At 43.6% G+C, this 16927-nt stretch carries 16 protein-coding genes; 9 read left to right on the top strand and 7 right to left on the bottom strand.

The genetic code is table 11. The features are described 5' to 3' along the window. Positions 1 to 8: 8 nt before the first annotated feature. Positions 9 to 1289 (bottom strand): 3-phosphoshikimate 1-carboxyvinyltransferase, encoded by a 1281-nt coding sequence (gene aroA, locus AB4623_RS07050; RefSeq protein ID WP_017062105.1) that lies wholly within the window; start codon positions 1287 to 1289, stop codon positions 9 to 11. Positions 1290 to 1451: 162 nt separating this feature from the next. Next, positions 1452 to 1907: a glycine zipper 2TM domain-containing protein gene (locus tag AB4623_RS07045; protein WP_004736438.1), complete on the bottom strand. Its 456-nt coding sequence runs from the start codon at positions 1905 to 1907 to the stop codon at positions 1452 to 1454. Positions 1908 to 1960: 53 nt separating this feature from the next. Here AB4623_RS07045 and aat point away from each other — a divergent pair, with 53 nt between their 5' ends. From aat to infA, 3 genes are all read left to right on the top strand, one after another. Beyond that, positions 1961 to 2671 carry a leucyl/phenylalanyl-tRNA--protein transferase gene (gene aat / locus AB4623_RS07040; RefSeq protein ID WP_017063504.1) on the top strand — a complete coding sequence of 237 codons (711 nt, stop codon included), beginning with the start codon at positions 1961 to 1963 and terminating at the stop codon, positions 2669 to 2671. Continuing rightward, positions 2671 to 3369 carry an arginyltransferase gene (locus AB4623_RS07035; protein WP_372146046.1) on the top strand — a complete coding sequence of 233 codons (699 nt, stop codon included), beginning with the start codon at positions 2671 to 2673 and terminating at the stop codon, positions 3367 to 3369. The genes aat and AB4623_RS07035 overlap by 1 nt, the downstream gene beginning before the upstream one ends. 81 nt (positions 3370 to 3450) lie before the next feature. Continuing rightward, positions 3451 to 3669, top strand: a complete 219-nt coding sequence (gene infA, locus AB4623_RS07030) for a translation initiation factor IF-1 (protein WP_001040192.1) — start codon at positions 3451 to 3453, stop codon at positions 3667 to 3669. A gap of 201 nt (positions 3670 to 3870) precedes the next feature. Here infA and clpA read toward each other — a convergent pair whose 3' ends face one another. Continuing rightward, on the bottom strand, positions 3871 to 6144 hold the full coding sequence (clpA, locus tag AB4623_RS07025; RefSeq protein WP_017062108.1) for an ATP-dependent Clp protease ATP-binding subunit ClpA: 2274 nt from the start codon (positions 6142 to 6144) through the stop codon (positions 3871 to 3873). A 39-nt stretch (positions 6145 to 6183) separates the two neighbouring features. Then, positions 6184 to 6504 carry an ATP-dependent Clp protease adapter ClpS gene (gene clpS / locus AB4623_RS07020; RefSeq protein ID WP_004737430.1) on the bottom strand — a complete coding sequence of 107 codons (321 nt, stop codon included), beginning with the start codon at positions 6502 to 6504 and terminating at the stop codon, positions 6184 to 6186. A gap of 585 nt (positions 6505 to 7089) precedes the next feature. Here clpS and cspD point away from each other — a divergent pair. Continuing rightward, positions 7090 to 7311 (top strand): cold shock domain-containing protein CspD, encoded by a 222-nt coding sequence (cspD, locus tag AB4623_RS07015; RefSeq protein ID WP_004736548.1) that lies wholly within the window; start codon positions 7090 to 7092, stop codon positions 7309 to 7311. A 326-nt stretch (positions 7312 to 7637) separates the two neighbouring features. Here the strand turns inward: cspD and AB4623_RS07010 are convergent, their stop codons facing one another. Continuing rightward, on the bottom strand, positions 7638 to 9863 hold the full coding sequence (locus AB4623_RS07010; protein ID WP_017067848.1) for an NADP-dependent isocitrate dehydrogenase: 2226 nt from the start codon (positions 9861 to 9863) through the stop codon (positions 7638 to 7640). 321 nt (positions 9864 to 10184) lie between these two features. On the opposite strand from AB4623_RS07010, the gene AB4623_RS07005 reads away from it, so the two are divergent. Next, positions 10185 to 10913, top strand: coding sequence for a pseudouridine synthase (locus AB4623_RS07005; protein WP_102398104.1), 729 nt, complete (start codon positions 10185 to 10187; stop codon positions 10911 to 10913). A gap of 63 nt (positions 10914 to 10976) precedes the next feature. Here AB4623_RS07005 and AB4623_RS07000 read toward each other — a convergent pair whose 3' ends face one another. Continuing rightward, positions 10977 to 11639: a DUF2057 family protein gene (locus tag AB4623_RS07000; RefSeq protein WP_372100547.1), complete on the bottom strand. Its 663-nt coding sequence runs from the start codon at positions 11637 to 11639 to the stop codon at positions 10977 to 10979. Between the two features lie 93 nt (positions 11640 to 11732). Next, the gene (locus tag AB4623_RS06995) at positions 11733 to 12698 is read right to left on the bottom strand and encodes a porin (RefSeq protein ID WP_372109826.1); all 966 of its coding nucleotides are present in this window, start codon (positions 12696 to 12698) and stop codon (positions 11733 to 11735) included. A gap of 513 nt (positions 12699 to 13211) precedes the next feature. Between AB4623_RS06995 and dinG the strand changes: the two genes are divergently transcribed. The 4 genes from dinG (at position 13212) to rsmS (ending at position 16926) form a co-directional block, all read left to right on the top strand. Then, positions 13212 to 15287, top strand: coding sequence for an ATP-dependent DNA helicase DinG (gene dinG / locus AB4623_RS06990; protein WP_372109825.1), 2076 nt, complete (start codon positions 13212 to 13214; stop codon positions 15285 to 15287). Positions 15288 to 15415: 128 nt separating this feature from the next. Next, positions 15416 to 16195, top strand: a complete 780-nt coding sequence (locus AB4623_RS06985; RefSeq protein WP_372100527.1) for a sulfite exporter TauE/SafE family protein — start codon at positions 15416 to 15418, stop codon at positions 16193 to 16195. 22 nt (positions 16196 to 16217) lie between these two features. After that, entirely contained in the window at positions 16218 to 16766 is a 549-nt protein-coding gene (locus AB4623_RS06980; protein ID WP_017070024.1) for a primosomal replication protein, read from the top strand. After that, on the top strand, positions 16756 to 16926 hold the full coding sequence (gene rsmS, locus AB4623_RS06975; protein ID WP_017055021.1) for a pleiotropic regulatory protein RsmS: 171 nt from the start codon (positions 16756 to 16758) through the stop codon (positions 16924 to 16926). The genes AB4623_RS06980 and rsmS overlap by 11 nt, the downstream gene beginning before the upstream one ends. The last annotated feature ends 1 nt before the right edge of the window (position 16927 follow it).

Here is a 16927-nt window from a genome sequence, read left to right as displayed (position 1 = left end):
AAGCATTTTTATAGACTTAGCATTTTCAGCTTGTCGAAGTAATCAGGGAATGTCTTTGACGTACAACCTGGATCATTAATCGTCACAGGCGTATCGCTCAAGGCAACCAGCGAGAAACACATCGCCATACGGTGATCATCGTAAGTATCAATCGCCGCATGAGTCAGTTCAGCCACAGGGTTAACAATAATGTAATCTTCACCCTCTTCCACTTCAGCGCCGACTTTGCGTAGCTCTGTTGCCATTGCAGCCAAGCGATCTGTCTCTTTCACACGCCAGTTGTAGACATTACGGATTGCCGTTGTGCCTTTCGCAAACAATGCGGTTGTCGCGATAGTCATCGCAGCATCTGGGATATGGTTATAGTCCATATCAATGCCTTTCAGCTCGCCACAACGAGAAATAACGTAGTCGTCACCCCATTCGATTTCCGCACCCATTTTCTCAAGCGCATCAGCGAATTGGATATCACCTTGGATACTGTTTTTACCAATACCAGTGACCTTAATCTCACCACCTTTGATAGCAGCGGCTGCAAGGAAATATGACGCAGATGATGCATCACCTTCAACCAAGAAATCACCCGGTGCCGAGTAAGATTGCCCGGTAGGAATCACAAACTCTTGGTAATCATTATTGATCACGTCCACACCAAATTGCTTCATGATGTGCAGCGTAATATCGATGTAAGGTTTAGAAACCAATTCACCGTCAATTTTAATGGTCACTTCACCTTCAGCTAAAGGCGCAGCCATCAAAAATGCCGTCAAAAATTGACTAGAGATCGAACCGTCGATAGAAACCGTACCGCTCTTCAAACCGGTACCTGTGATCTTCAATGGCGGGTAGTTTTCGTTCTCTAAATATTCAACGTCGGCACCGGCTTCTCGTAGTGCTGTTACTAAGTGGCCAATTGGGCGCTCTTTCATGCGAGGCTCACCAGTAAGAACGTATTCACCGCGACCTAAACATAGTGCAGCCGCCAACGGACGCATCGCCGTACCCGCGTTACCTAAGAAAAGCTCTAGGGCTTTGTCACTTGAGAATGCACCACCAACACCTGTCACTTCACAAACGGTTTTGTCTGCAGACAACTGATAATCAACACCTAACTGAGTCAATGCATTCAACATATGACGAATATCATCACTGTCTAGCAAGTTTGTTAGGCGAGTGGTTCCCGTAGAAAGTGCAGCCAAAAGAAGTGCACGGTTGGAAACGCTTTTTGAACCAGGTAGGTTAACTTCCCCGTTCACTTTTTGAATTGGTTGTAACGTAAGGCTTTCCATTAAATCTTATAGTCCTTGTACCACCCGAAGTCACTGGTGCGTATTTATTTTCGGGTGATGAATAATTCTTCGTACTTGCAGACTAACGAACTTTTCCAACGAACTCCAGAGCTAATCCGGCCCAAACCGGTGATTAATTAGCCAATCAATCGTATTTATATACTAGTACACGAGATCAACTCGAACACCATCTGAAAAATAGAGAATTCGTACATCATCGCCTCGGTTGAACAGCATCGAGTTATCGACATCTTGGATAATGTTGACCAACTTGTCGTCTTTGGTTTTGACCAATAACTCGACCAGTTTGTACTCTACTTTATATTGTGTGTTACCTCGGTTACGAGCAATACCCGCACCTGCTACTGCACCTACAGCTGTCGCCACTTCTTTACCAGTGCCGCCGCCAAACTGGTTACCAATCAAGCCACCAATCGCCGCACCTAACAAGGTTTCCCAACCATTCGCTTTCGACTCAACGATCTCTTGCTGAGTGATGTATCTGACCGTATCAATCTCACCATAAACCACCTCGTTTACTGGTCGAGCTTGGTTTCTGTTGTAAGCTGCATTTGCCAACATGGGCAAAACAAGTAAAATCCAAAGCAACTTCTTCATTGTAAAACTCCTAAAGACCTCTTGGTCAGTGATTAATCTGTAATGCGGTACTTATGACTATATACCTAACCGAACTTGATACTACTAGTATAGAGTTTCCTTCGCCTTTCGACGCGCTTGATGACCCCAACGGTCTGCTCGCCTTCGGTGGTGATTTATCACCAATGCGAATTTTAAACGCTTATAGCCAAGGTATATTTCCATGGTATGGTCCAGGTGAGCCTATACTTTGGTGGAGCCCTGCACCGCGAGCGGTATTTAATCCTAAGACATTCGAACCGTCAAAAAGTCTTAAAAAGTTTCAAAGAAAGCACAATTACCGAGTCAGCATCAACCAAGCGACGGACAGAGTAATTGGTTATTGCTCTTCACTAAGACCCGAAGAAGAAACTTGGCTAAACAGCGACATGCAGTCAGCCTACCGCAAACTCGCTTCATTAGGTTTCTGCCACTCGGTTGAGGTTTGGCAAGATGATGAACTGATCGGTGGACTTTACGGCTTACAAAGAGGCCAAGTCTTTTGCGGTGAATCGATGTTCAGCCTAAAGACCAATGCCTCTAAAATTGCGCTGTGGTACTTTTGTAAACACTTTACCCGATTCGGCGGACAACTGATTGATTGCCAAGTCATGAACCCTCACTTGGAATCCTTGGGCGCTATCGAGGTTGATAGGGATGAATTCCTAGGCTCTCTGCAATTACTCAAAGAGTTCTCCGTTGACGATGCATGCTTTAAAACCCAATGGCTAAAGGAAATGCCTTAATGAATCCAGATTTACAACAAATCAGAATTGGATTAACAGACAATCACGCTTGCAGCTACTTACCTCACTTCGAAGAGAGAGTGGCGGTCACGCTTGACGAACACATGCACACCTCAGATAACTATGAAGTTCTGCTTGCGAATGGATTTCGCCGCAGTGGTTCAACCATTTATAAGCCACATTGCGATAATTGCTCAGCATGCCAAGCGATTCGGCTTTCAATTCCTGAGGTTAAGCTTTCCAAAAGCCAACGACGGATCCTTAACAAAGGAAAATCACTACGTTGGGAACTGAAAGATGAGATGGATGACAACTGGTTTGACTTATACAGTCGCTATATCACCGCTCGTCACCGTTCGGGAACCATGTACCCACCCAAGAAAGAAGAGTTTCTACAATTCTCTAAAAATGAGTGGCTTACTACAAAGTTCATGCACATCTATGATGAGAACAAGTTGGTTGGTATCGCCGTAACCGACAACATGGCTCACTGTACGAGCGCGTTTTATACCTTCTTCGATCCTGATATAGACATTTCGATGGGAACACTTGGCGTTCTATTTCAGATCCAACATGCCCAGAAAGAACAAAAACAATGGTTATATTTGGGTTATCAAATCGATGAATGCCCTGCGATGAACTATAAAGTACGATTTCAACGTCATCAAAGGCTAGTAAATCAGCGGTGGCAAGGGTAGAATACGCGACAACTTTACATATTTTGATTTTAACGGCACAATCAAGCCGTTGAAAACCGCCAAATTTCGAAAGAGGATTAGATGGCTAAAGAAGACGTAATCGAGATGCAAGGCACTGTCCTTGATACTCTACCAAACACAATGTTCCGTGTTGAGCTTGAAAACGGTCACGTAGTGACAGCACACATCTCTGGTAAAATGCGTAAGAACTACATCCGTATTCTTACTGGTGATAAAGTAACTGTTGAGATGACTCCATACGACCTTTCTAAAGGCCGCATCGTCTTCCGTGCTCGTTAATTTTTAATTAGCGAATACAATAAGAAGCGGAGCTTAAGGCTCCGTTTTTTATTGCCTGAGCTTTTTACTACACAAGCACATCAATCTCGCATCTCGCATCTCGCATCTCGCATCTCGCATCTCGCATCTCGCAAGCATAAAAAAACGCACAACCTAAGTCATGCGTTTTATATTTAAGCCTTTGATTTATCAATCACTTCGTTAGTGCATGACCTCTTCTTTAGCACCAACATAGATGAAATCCAATTCGTCTTTTTTCAGGGATACTTTAACCGTACCGCCATCAACCAAGCTACCGAACAGTAACTCGTTAGCAAGTGGTTTCTTAAGCTTCTCTTGAATCACACGTCCCATTGGACGAGCACCCATGGTCTTGTCATAGCCTTTATCAGCTAACCAGTGACGAGCATCCTCAGAAACCTCTAAAGACACGCCACGAGCGTCCAGTTGAACCTGAAGCTCGACAATGAACTTATCAACTACTTGGCTAATCACACTTGGGTCAAGGCTGTTGAACCAAATGATATTATCAAGACGGTTACGGAACTCAGGAGTAAATACCTTCTTGATTTCGCCCATCGCATCTGGCGCATGATCTTGTTGGATCAGGCCGATCGATTTCTTCTCGGTTTCAGCCACACCTGCGTTGGTCGTCATCACTAGAATCACATTGCGGAAATCCGCTTTGCGACCATTGTTGTCAGTTAGCGTGCCGTTATCCATTACCTGCAGTAGCAAGTTAAAGATATCTGGGTGAGCTTTCTCGATTTCATCCAGTAACACAACAGAGTGCGGGTTCTTGATTACGGCATCCGTTAGCAAACCACCTTGGTCGTAACCAACATAACCAGGAGGCGCACCAATCAAGCGGCTCACTGAGTGTCGCTCACCGTACTCAGACATATCAAAGCGCAGAAGCTCAATACCCATCAACTTAGACAGCTGAACAGTCACCTCTGTTTTACCGACACCAGTAGGACCAGCAAACAAGAATGAACCAACAGGTTTATTGTCTGCACCCAATCCAGCACGGGTCAGCTTAATTGCTTCACTCAATACATCGATTGCAGGGTCTTGTCCGAATACCAACATTTTCATGCGCTCATCCAGTTTCTGGAGTGTATCTTTGTCTGAAGACGATACTGACTTTTCAGGAATACGCGCCATTTTCGCAACCATTGACTCAATATCAGCCACGCTTACCGTTTTCTTACGACGGCTTGCAGGTGCCAAACGACTACGAGCGCCCGCTTCATCGATTACGTCAATGGCCTTATCAGGAAGGTGGCGTTCATTAATGTATTTAGCTGACAGTTCCACAGCGGCACGCAACGCTTTATTGGTGTAGCGCACTTCGTGGTGAGCTTCGTATTTTGGCTTCAAGCCAATCAGGATCTTGGTCGTATCGTCTAGCGATGGTTCAATAATATCTATTTTCTGGAAGCGACGAGCTAAAGCACGCTCCTTCTCAAAAATACTGCTGTACTCTTGGTACGTTGTTGAACCGATGCAACGTAATTTGCCACTGCTTAGTAGTGGTTTAATTAAGTTTGCCGCATCAACCTGACCACCCGATGCAGCCCCGGCACCGATAATGGTGTGGATCTCATCGATGAACAGAATCGCGTCTTCTTCTTTCTCCAGTTGCTTAAGAATCGCTTTAAAACGTTTCTCAAAGTCACCACGATATTTGGTTCCGGCTAACAGTGAACCGATATCTAGAGAATAAATTACGCTGCTCTGAATGATTTCAGGCACTTGTCCTTCAACGATGCGCCATGCAAGACCTTCCGCGATGGCAGTTTTACCTACCCCCGCTTCACCCACTAACAGAGGGTTGTTCTTACGACGACGACACAGAACTTGGATAGTGCGTTCTAGCTCTTTGTCACGACCGATTAGTGGGTCAATATTGCCCTGCTTTGCGACTTCGTTAAGGTTAGTAGCAAAATTTTCTAAACGGTCTTCAGAGTTAGCTTCTTCAGCATTTTCTGCACCACCAAATGAATCGGATGATGAAGGACTGTCGCCTTCGTTGCTCGCTTTGGTAATACCGTGTGAGATGAAGTTAACAATATCTAAGCGACTAATGTCGTTTTTCTTGAGAAGATATGCCGCGTGAGATTCTTGCTCACTAAAAATAGCCACAAGTACGTTAGCACCTGTTACTTCGCTGCGACCTGAAGATTGAACATGAAAAACAGCGCGTTGAAGTACTCGTTGGAAGCTCAACGTAGGCTGAGTTTCGCGAGTTTCGTCGCTTTCAGGGATAAGTGGGGTCGTTTGATCGATAAAAATATCGAGCTCATTGCGAAGAGCATCGAGATCAGCCTGACAAGCTTGGAGCGCTTCCTTGGCCGCATCATTTTCTAATAATGCTAGTAGGAGGTGTTCGACAGTCATGAATTCATGTCGCTTGTCTCGCGCACGAGCAAATGCGCCATTTAAACTCGTCTCTAATTCTTTATTTAGCATAAGTACCTCCTAAGGGAACAACAGTGTTGTTCGAGCAATTTATACTTGCTCCATTGTACATAGTAGCGGATGCTCATTTTCCTTTGAGTACATCGTGACCTGCGCTACCTTTGTTTCCGCTATTTCAGCACTGTATGTGCCGCATATAGCTTTACCTTCATAATGAACCTTGAGCATCACTTCCGTTGCTTTTTCGATATCTAGTGAGAAGAATCGCTCTAGGATCTCGATTACAAAGTCCATGGGCGTGTAGTCATCGTTATTCAACACAACGTTATACATCGCCGGTGGCTTTACTTTTGTTGCTTCTTTCTCCAGTAAATCTGAGCCTGGAGATGCCCATTCAAAGTTTCTGCTCATATCGCTTTGCTAAGGGTTATTTTTCGGAAGTCGTGAGTGTTTACCTAACTCAAATTTACCACATTCACGCTTTACCGTGTACTAAGAAACTGCACCTAGAAACAGTACCAAAAAATATTCCTCTATACTGAGCCTAATCCACCATTTCCATCGCTGCAAATAAAAGATCTCGATTAACAAGATTAACATATGTGATTGATTAAAAAGACGCCATAACTATTGATACTAACGATAAGATTACCGCTAAGTTACTATTTGGTTAATAGTTTGCGGTTAATCTCGAATGTGATTTGTTATTAAAATTGATCACTTTTATACCAATTTACTATTGACTGTGCTCAATCATTAGCTACATTGGAGCTAAAAGGTTTTTTAATACACTTTTGCAACATGAATTAAAATCAGTAACACGCTTCAAAAATTAACAATAAGGAATAATTACGCAGGGTAGCGTTAATTTCCGTAAGCAATGTACGAGATTCAAGCTATTAGCTGAAATTCTTTAGCTGGTAGGAATGATATCAATCGCACTTACAACAATTGATATAACAACGTTAGTAACAAAATGCATGAGGGATGTATAGCATGGCTACAGGTACAGTAAAATGGTTTAACAATGCCAAAGGGTTTGGCTTTATTTGTCCAGAAGGTGAAGACGGCGATATTTTCGCGCACTACTCCACAATACAAATGGAAGGTTATCGAACCTTAAAGGCTGGTCAGCAGGTCGACTATGAAGTAGAAAGTGGACCTAAAGGCTCGCATGCTAGCTCCGTTGTTCCTGTAGAAGGCAGCGCCGCAAAATAGGCGAATGCAAACTCATGTTAACCTCCATCAGTCGTCATTAACGGTGACAGGTAAACAGAATATTGAAACCGATCATTTAATACCTGTAACACAGGATTACGTGAGCGGTTTTTTTCGTTTTTGGGGCTCTAAAGTTGCTCACTGGACAATGAGCTCGAAGAGCTACTCCCCTTAAGCTAGGTCTTAAGAAGTATTAGACAGAAAAAAGACGCTTTAACATTATCGTTAAAGCGTCTTTCGTTTTGACTTTATCTATAACTTAGCTATCAGCCTAAGCAACTCGTTAGCAAATCACGTTCATGAGTGACTAACGATGAGTCCAATCACTATGCATCAATAAACGCGTTTAGCGTTGAGCTTGGGCGCATTAGTGTTGAAACCAATGCATCGTCAAGTAGGTAGTAACCACCTAAGTCGCCAGCCACACCTTGAGCGTTGTTCAGCTCTGCAACGATCGCTTCTTCACTTTCAGCCAGTTGACTTGCCACACCTGCAAACTCAGCAGCAAGATCAGCGTCAGCCGTTTGCTCAGCAAGCGCCTTAGCCCAGTATGCCGCTAGATAGTAGTGGCTACCACGGTTATCAAGCTCACCTACTCGACGTGAAGGAGACTTGTTGTTATCAAGGAACTCACCCGTCGCTTTATCAAGCGCATCAGCTAGAACTTGTGCTTTAGCGTTACCTGTTACTACGCTCAGGTGCTCTAGAGATGCCGCTAGTGCCAAGAATTCACCTAGAGAATCCCAACGCAGGTGGTTTTCTTTCTCTACTTGTTGAACATGTTTAGGAGCAGAGCCGCCAGCACCTGTTTCAAACAGACCACCACCGTTCATTAGTGGAACAATCGATAGCATCTTAGCTGATGTACCAAGCTCTAAAATCGGGAACAAGTCAGTTAGGTAATCACGTAATACGTTACCAGTAACCGAAATAGTATCTAGGCCTTCTTTGATACGAACCAGTGAGTATTGAGTCGCTTCAAGTGGAGCAAGGATCTTAATTTCAAGACCATCGGTATCGTATTCAGGAAGGTATGCTTCAACTTTCTTGATAAGCTGAGCATCATGTGCGCGTGACGCATCTAGCCAAAATACCGCTGGAACACCCGATGCACGAGCACGCGTTACCGCAAGCTTAACCCAGTCTTGGATTGGTGCATCTTTAACCTGACACATACGGAAGATATCGCCTTCCTCTACGTCTTGCTCAAGAAGCACAGCGCCTGAAGCGTCAACAACTTGAACCTGACCAGCAGCTTCAAGGATGAAAGTCTTATCATGAGAACCGTACTCTTCCGCTTTTTGAGCCATCAAGCCAACGTTTGGTACGCTACCCATCGTTGTTGGATCGAACGCGCCGTTCTCTTTACAGAAATCAATAACCGCTTGGTAAATGCTCGCGTAGCTACGATCTGGGATCATTGCTTTGGTATCTTTTTGCTTACCTTCTGGATCCCACATTTGACCAGAAGAACGCAGCATTGCAGGCATAGATGCATCCACAATGATATCGCTTGGTACGTGTAGGTTAGTAATGCCACGGTCCGAATCAACCATCGCTAGTGGTGGCTGAGTCTCGTATACCGCTTGCAGGTCAGCTTCGATTGCTTCTTTCTGCTCTTGAGGAAGCGCATCAATCTTCGCGTAGACATCACCGATGCCGTTATTTACATCAACGCCTAGCTCTTCAAACAGCTGACCGTGTTTAGCAAATACGTCTTTGTAGTAAACCTTAACCGCGTGACCAAAGATCACTGGGTCAGATACTTTCATCATCGTCGCTTTCAAGTGAAGAGAAAGCAGTACACCTTGCTCTTTAGCCGATGCGATTTCTTTTTCGAAGAATGCAACCAAAGCGGCCTTATTCATCACTGACGCATCAATGATCTCTTTATCTTGCAGTGCAAAAGCTGGCTTCAATGTTTTCTTCGCACCATCTTTGCCAACGAATTCAATGCTAACTTCTGTAGCACCTTCAATGGTTACTGACTTTTCGCTACCGAAGAAGTCTTTGTCGTCCATACTTGAAACGTGCGACTTAGAATCTGCAGACCAAGCACCCATTGAGTGTGGGTTCTTCTTCGCGTAGTTTTTAACAGAAAGTGGAGCGCGGCGATCCGAGTTACCTTCACGCAATACTGGATTTACTGCACTGCCTTTGATTTTGTCGTAAGTCGCTTTTACTGCTTTCTCTTCGTCAGTGTTTGCTTCTTCTGGGTAATTAGGAAGTGCGTAACCTTTTGACTGTAGCTCTTTGATTGTTGCTTGAAGCTGAGGTACAGATGCAGAGATGTTTGGAAGCTTGATAATGTTTGCTTCTGGTGTCTTAGCCAATTCACCTAGTTCTGCTAATGCATCACCAATACGTTGCTCTTCGTTCAAATAGTCAGGGAAGTTGGCAATAATACGCCCTGCAAGTGAAATGTCGCGAGTATCAACGTTAATACCAGAAGAAGCTGTAAAAGATTGAATGATAGGCAGCAGAGAGTATGTTGCTAGCGCCGGAGCTTCGTCTGTAATGGTATAGATGATCGTTGGTTTTTCAGTAGGCATGAAATTTCCCTATAGTTCTTACAAGCTCATTTAAAGTAGTGAGCGTGTTATAAATTGACCAGTAAGCCACTCTAAGAGTGAAAACTGCTTACTCGATAGTCGTACTCTATCTTATTTTTCATACAATCTTGATGACAGCATGAACCAAATCCGTGAGTGCGTTGTTATAATAAAACACGAAGGTATAATTAAACAAATCAGGCTTAAGAGTCCATCAACTTGTTCTATTTTGTGTCTTTTAGGCGCGCAAATGATAGCTCAATTCCGTTTCAGTGAAAACTTTTCAGCACACTTCGTTTACATTTTTGCAAGGTAGTTAACATGTCTACTCGCTCACGCAGCGCATCTCGTTCAGACAAACCGGCTCGTTCTGGTGCAACATTAAAACAAAGCGGTAATAGACAAAGCCGAAGCAGTGATAAGAATAACACTGGCAATTCGCACAACAAATCTCACTCAAGCAAGCACCGATATAAAGGCAAGCCTACCAATGCAAAACCTAAGGTTGCGCTCGAAGATCGCAAAGTCATTTTGTTCAACAAGCCTTTCGATACTCTCAGCCAGTTCACTGATGGCGAAGGCAGGAAAACACTCGCCGACTTTATTCCGGTTAAAGATGTTTACGCGGCGGGTCGACTTGATCGCGACAGTGAAGGATTAATGGTCTTGACCAATGATGGCATCTTCCAAGCTAAATTAACTCAACCAAACTCAAAATCGCCAAAGACTTACTGGGTGCAGGTTGAAGGCGCACCTTCTGAGGAAGATTTAGATAAATTGAGAAAAGGCGTGGAGCTAAAAGACGGCATGACACTGCCTGCTCAGGTCGAGGTGATGTCTGAACCTGTTGTGTGGGAAAGAACCCCTCCAGTGCGTTTCAGAGCCGCAATACCGACAACATGGTTAGCGATTACTATCATTGAAGGGCGTAACCGTCAGGTAAGACGAATGACAGCAAATATCGGCTTCCCTACCCTGCGACTTATTCGCTATTCAATGGGCAACATGAATGTAGGGCAGCTTCAGCCTGGTGAGTGGAAAGAGATTTAAGTCATAGCAATACAACAAAGCGAGACACTTATTAGTCTCGCTTTTTTTGTACATGAAGATTGGTTACTCTTGATCTATCATCCATTTACGGAATTCTTTGCGCTCTTTTTTAGAAGCTTTTAGATACCAAGCTTTCAATTGCTCGACACTTTGAGCTTCTGTTGACGCAGTTTTCGTTTGAGTTTTAGCTTCATTTTCTACAACCATTCCTGTTGCCACAGGAACTAAAACCACGGCGTCAGCCGGTTTATCAAGTAACACACCATCCTTGAAGTAGATCGCATTACTTTCATTATACTCAACCAACTGGGAGTCTAACCCGCCAAAAGGTGCAAAACCGGGTTTACGCTCAATGACATTCTGTTGATATTTGATTGCCACTTCATCTTGCACAACATTCCATGAAGGATTTCCGCTTTCGAAGACCTTCTCTGCTTCAATATAACTACGCGCTTTTGGGGACTTAATTTTTACTTCATCACCGGTAACATTAAAGCTCAATATATAAGGCGCTGAAGAGTATACTCCACTATTACCAAATTTTTTATCAAAGCGAACTAGAACTTGGTTAAAGCCTTCATTAATGTGATTCTCACTAATTTTGTTTTCAGCTTGTTGTCCATTAATGAACAAAATTGATACGCCTTTCTGAGGCGTTAGGGTTGCCGCACTTACACTGCCAATAACGCTTGTAAGCAAGCCCAAAGCTAACCATACTTTCTTCATCATATCTCTCTTTCAAATCGAATAAACTACTCTTTATCCTAACAAAAAAGCCACCCTAAGGTGGCTTTTTTTAAGACTCAATTAAGAAGTCAATTAGAATGATGCTTCAACACCAATAGCTAGACCTGAATCAGTTTTGTAAACAACGTTGTCTGAATCGATACCACCCACTTCTGCGTATACTTTAGTGTTTGGTGCGATTGCGTAAGTTGAGTTAACAAACCAACGGTCTTCATCTTTAACGTCTACGTCGTGGTCACCGATTGAGTAACCAGCGTTAAAGCCCCAAAGACCCATAGTGTAACCAGCAGCAAATGCGATTACTGAGTTGTCATCATTATCAGCGTCAGAAGCTACACCGTAATATGCTGTAGATAGGTATACGTTTTCAATACCAGAGTATACTAACTCAGCACCGTAACCTTGGTGATCACCGTTTGCGCTCTCTGCGTTAAGGTTAGCAACAAATGCAGAAACGTCGAAATCAGCGAAACGGTAACCCATACGAGCATCAAAGTATTCTACGTTAGTACCTTCAGCTTCTGCGTTATCAGAACCGTCAACTTTATCTTGAACGTAACCTAACGTAGCGTAGAGATCACCATTATCGAAATCGTAACGAACAGCTTCGTCAGCACATTCTTTAGTTTCATTGTCTAGAAGAGTAGAGATACCGAACGCTTCATCACCGCCGATACCTAGATCATCAACAGCAGTACATAGGCGACCAAATTTGATAGAACCAAAAGTATTGTGGTATGCCGCTACGTATGTATCGCCGTTTTTAGTATTTTCAGCGTTTGCGTTATCAGAACCGTTAAATTCCCAGTAAGCGCCAACTTTCCAGTCAGCGTTCACCATGTATTTTACATCGAAGCCGAAGTCAGCATCTTCGATTTTTTGCTCCATCGAAGAGCCTTTCTTAAATTCGTTGCTGTACACAACTTCGATATCGCCTTTAAGATCAACAGATACGCCATCTTGGTTGTAAATTTCGATAGCTGCGTTTGCTGAACCTGCTGCAGTCATTACTGCTAGCGCTAATAGAGTCTTTTTCATAATAAATCCACTGCCTTTTCTAAGAATGGGAGATCCTTGCCCGGTTCCCTTTTATTTTTATGACTGGTCATTACCACTCTTTGTTGGTTAATCACCGTCACTAAATTTCGAGGTCTAGATTGCAAAAGATTATCCTGCGTGTCAAATAAACTAAAAACAAACCTAAAAAAAACACAAAGCAATCAAAATCAACTACTTACATTTTTTTTCATAGTTTTACGAGCAGCTTATCCTTAGTTTTATTAGGAAATATAATAATCCAAAAAAAGAACAAAACAGCATTTAACACCACAAACAACTTGTAAAAACGCCACATCTCAGGATTTAACACCTACAAGCAAGTCTTTTTTAATATTTATATTTCGCAACATAAATAAAATAGTTAAGTTCCTGATGGTTCAGTTTTTTTTTGTGAACAAGATCTACCTTTGATTCAAAAGCAAGCTATTTCACCGTAAATGTACCGACTAGTGATATGTGCTACTATCCTCGCTCCGTTACGTAGGTCACAGTATGCTAACTACTAAAATTCAAAAATCTATTCGCACCAGTTATCAAAACCTCCAAAATCAGTTGGACAACTTTGTACCTCGACGTGCTCAAAATTACCTTGTTGCAGAAATAGCGAAGACACTTTGTGGTCAATACCACAAAAGTAATCGCATGATTGTTGCAGAAGCGGGAACCGGGATCGGGAAATCACTGGCTTATTTAATGGCAACTATTCCTGTCGCTGTGCTCAATAACCGAAAAATAGTCATATCAACGGCGACGGTTGCGCTACAAGAACAGCTCGTCAATAAAGATCTCCCTCTATATAGAAGACTGACTGATCGAGAGTTTTCTTTCATATTAGCGAAGGGCAGACAGCGTTATTGTTGTTCCGAAAAGCTAGCCGCTGCCTGCGGGGTTGATGGCGGACAAATGGCCATGTTCGAATCTAAGCCAAAGAAGAAGGATATCGACCAACTTCAAACCATGTATCGTAGCCTAACCCAAGGTAAATGGGATGGTGACCGTGATTCGTGGCCAAAACCCATCGACAACATGATTTGGCAGATGATTGTCAGCGATAAGCACAGCTGTAACAACAGTATGCCTACGCATAGAGACTGCCCTTTCCAGAAAGCTCGCTCAGAGCTAGATAAAGCAGACGTGATTATCGCCAATCACAGTTTAGTGATGGCTGATGCAGACTTAGGCGGCGGCGTGATACTGCCTGAACCAGAAAATAGCATCTATATATTCGATGAAGCTCACCATTTACCGCATGTAGCCAGAGATCACTCTTCTGCGGCTGCGAGCTTAAAAGGCGCAGCATCGTGGTTGGAGCGTTTGAATCAATCAATCACTAAGCTTTCAGGCCTCGCTGACGAGAAACGTGTCCATCGATTTCGAAATGAGCTGCAAGACTCAGTGCAACAGCTGATCCCTACCCTGACTCAAATGAGTAAACAGTTTGACGCTAACCACTTTGAAGACGGCTTGTATCGCTTCGAACATGGCGACTTACCAGAGTGGCTTGAGAATGAATCTAAAGATCTCAAGCAGCTCACGCAAAAGGCGAGCCAAGCCGTTGCGAAGATTGCAGACCTAATTGCAGAACGAGTTAAAGACGGCGAGCTTTCAGCAAAACTTGCAGAGCCGGCACTGGCAGAAATTGGCTTCTATATGCAAAGAACAGAGAACCTTGCTCAAGTTTGGCGCTTAATGGCTGAACCGAAGAGAGAAAAAGGCGCTCCTTTGGCTCGTTGGCTCGAACTGAATAAAGAAAGCGAAGGCGATTTCGTTGTGAATGTTTCGCCACTAGAGGTAGGTTGGCAACTGGATCAACAAATCTGGAGCCGCTGTGTGGGTGCCGTATTAGTATCTGCGACCATGAGGGCGCTCAACTCTTTCAGCTTTTTCTGTCATCAAGCCGGTATCAGCCAAAAAGCAGAAGATGGCGTACAGTTTTTGGCTTTGGCATCACCGTTTGATTACCAGAATCAAGCTGAGCTGATCGTTCCGGCAATGAAGTACGAACCACAAGCACCTCAGTTTACCGAATATCTTATTGAAATTTTGCCTAAGGTAATAGAAGACAAAAAAGCCAATCTCGTTCTATTCTCTTCTTACTGGCAAATGAACAAAGTTGCAGAGGCTTTAACAACAGATTTCGTTAAAAAGTCGTGGGCATTGCAGGTTCAAGGCGATACTTCACGAACTGAAATTCTAAAAAAACATAAAAAGCTAATAGACCAAGGTAAAACCAGCGTTCTTTTTGGAACTGGCAGCTTTTCTGAAGGTCTTGATCTACCGGGTGAGCTTCTTGAAAACCTCGTTATTACCAAGATTCCTTTTGGTGTTCCTACCTCTCCCGTAGAGCAAGCACATTCAGAATATATTGAATCACGCGGTGGTAACCCTTTTATGCAGATTACTGTTCCAGATGCGAGTAAAAAGCTTATTCAATCTGTGGGTAGACTACTGCGTAAGGAAAGAGATTCTGGTAAAGTCACGATCCTTGATAGACGCATAGTAACGAAGCGATACGGAAAGTCCCTACTCGATTCACTACCGCCTTTTAAAAGAACAATAAAATACTAATATCCCCTGCCCTTGAGGTAGTTATGGGCCTTCATCGCTAGGCCCTTGCATTCACAACCCAACATGACTAATCCATAGATTTTTCATGTGGCTGCCCTATCAGCCGATAACGAGAACACTAGCTATTTATGGAAATGATTGAGCCAACCATGTTGGTCATACTTGCTCTGGTTGCATTTGCAGCAGGCTTTATTGATGCTGTCGCAGGTGGCGGAGGGATGTTAACCGTTCCAGCTTTGCTATCGCTTGGCCTGCCGCCACACATTGCACTCGGAACTAATAAGCTGGCCGCAACGTTTGCTTCATCTACAGCTGCATTCACTTACTACCGTAAAAAGCTGTTCAAGCCTGAGTGTTGGGTCAATGCATTCATATCTACTTTAATAGGTGCGACCATCGGCACACTCACTGTTGATGCCATTAGCACCGAGTGGTTAGAGAAGGTATTGCCGTTAGTCATTCTTGCCGCAGCGATCTATACCATTTTTCATAAGACTCCAGATGTGAGCCATAATGTGTCTCCTAAGCCATGCCCTGTGCTTAAGAGAAAACAAAAGTACCAAGGATTCATTCTTGGCTTTTATGATGGGGTTGCTGGCCCAGGAACTGGCGCGTTTTGGACGGTAAGCTCTATGGCGCTTTATCGCTTAAACATCTTACTTGCCTCTGGTCTATCCAAAGCCATGAACTTTACCAGTAACTTTACCTCTTTGGTGACCTTCGCGATTCTTGGTCATATTGATTGGGTTCTAGGTTTAACCATGGGCCTTTGTTTGATGGCCGGTGCATTTGTTGGCGCTCACTCTGCTATTCGGTTCGGTGCTACATTTATAAGACCTGTGTTTGTTACAGTTGTAAGCGTACTTGCAATTAAACTGGCATACGAAGCTTGGTTTGTGAACTTATAGGCAGTAGCCAACGGGAAGTGAAATGAATCAATTTTCAAAGCTAAAAAGTGTTATTGATACCTTGATTGGCCATTGCTCGCAGGTTGACAAATCTCGAGGGGCTTATCATCAAGCCTTGTTTGACCGAGCCTTATTTAAATGCGGCGCCTCTGTTTTGCTTCCCTATGCACTTGAAACTCAGGCAACGTACCGCACCATTGTACGTGAACAAACCTCAAATCAACTGACCGCGTCCAGAGCCAACTACCTGACAGAAAAGCTGACCAATCAGATTGCAGCAATCCAAAGAGAGTTAGCCAACCACGATTTACGCTTGGACCGAAAAAGCAAGTCAGGGAAAACCCTGAACGACCTATACAACGAACTCGCCCAGCACCAAGACTGGCAAAAGCGATTGGTCGATTTAGTACGAGTACGAAAGTTAGCGTTTGATTCTGCGCCTCGCCACAGTAAGAAAAAAGCGGAAGAGGCTTGGCAGTTAGCAAAAGAGCGATTAGAACGCTGTGAAGACTCAATGAAAAATATTGAGAGACTGATTAACTTAGAGAACCCTAAGCGAAATGAACACTGATAACACACCATCACCACTGGATAACGCACCAGAAGAAGTTAAGTTAGCTGTCGACCTGATCTATCTGCTCGAAAGCAACGAAATCGATCCAAAAGTCGCGTTAGAAGCAATCAAAATTGTCCAGCAAGATTTACAAGCCAAACTAGCATCTAGCATCTAGC

Source organism: Vibrio sp. 10N.222.52.C12, from assembly GCF_041474215.1.
Classification (GTDB): Bacteria; Pseudomonadota; Gammaproteobacteria; order Enterobacterales; family Vibrionaceae; genus Vibrio; species Vibrio crassostreae_C.
This window is presented reverse-complemented; position numbering and strand designations above follow the sequence as displayed.

Bases quoted from the DNA above. Each gene is read 5' to 3' on its own strand.
- aroA (WP_017062105.1), bottom strand. From the start codon at position 1,289: ATGGAAAGCCTTACGTTACAACCAATTCAAAAAGTGAACGGGGAAGTT.
- AB4623_RS07045 (WP_004736438.1), bottom strand. From the start codon at position 1,907: ATGAAGAAGTTGCTTTGGATTTTACTTGTTTTGCCCATGTTGGCAAAT.
- aat (WP_017063504.1), top strand. From the start codon at position 1,961: ATGACTATATACCTAACCGAACTTGATACTACTAGTATAGAGTTTCCT.
- AB4623_RS07035 (WP_372146046.1), top strand. From the start codon at position 2,671: ATGAATCCAGATTTACAACAAATCAGAATTGGATTAACAGACAATCAC.
- infA (WP_001040192.1), top strand. From the start codon at position 3,451: ATGGCTAAAGAAGACGTAATCGAGATGCAAGGCACTGTCCTTGATACT.
- clpA (WP_017062108.1), bottom strand. From the start codon at position 6,144: ATGCTAAATAAAGAATTAGAGACGAGTTTAAATGGCGCATTTGCTCGT.
- clpS (WP_004737430.1), bottom strand. From the start codon at position 6,504: ATGAGCAGAAACTTTGAATGGGCATCTCCAGGCTCAGATTTACTGGAG.
- cspD (WP_004736548.1), top strand. From the start codon at position 7,090: ATGGCTACAGGTACAGTAAAATGGTTTAACAATGCCAAAGGGTTTGGC.
- AB4623_RS07010 (WP_017067848.1), bottom strand. From the start codon at position 9,863: ATGCCTACTGAAAAACCAACGATCATCTATACCATTACAGACGAAGCT.
- AB4623_RS07005 (WP_102398104.1), top strand. From the start codon at position 10,185: ATGTCTACTCGCTCACGCAGCGCATCTCGTTCAGACAAACCGGCTCGT.
- AB4623_RS07000 (WP_372100547.1), bottom strand. From the start codon at position 11,639: ATGAAGAAAGTATGGTTAGCTTTGGGCTTGCTTACAAGCGTTATTGGC.
- AB4623_RS06995 (WP_372109826.1), bottom strand. From the start codon at position 12,698: ATGAAAAAGACTCTATTAGCGCTAGCAGTAATGACTGCAGCAGGTTCA.
- dinG (WP_372109825.1), top strand. From the start codon at position 13,212: ATGCTAACTACTAAAATTCAAAAATCTATTCGCACCAGTTATCAAAAC.
- AB4623_RS06985 (WP_372100527.1), top strand. From the start codon at position 15,416: ATGGAAATGATTGAGCCAACCATGTTGGTCATACTTGCTCTGGTTGCA.
- AB4623_RS06980 (WP_017070024.1), top strand. From the start codon at position 16,218: ATGAATCAATTTTCAAAGCTAAAAAGTGTTATTGATACCTTGATTGGC.
- rsmS (WP_017055021.1), top strand. From the start codon at position 16,756: ATGAACACTGATAACACACCATCACCACTGGATAACGCACCAGAAGAA.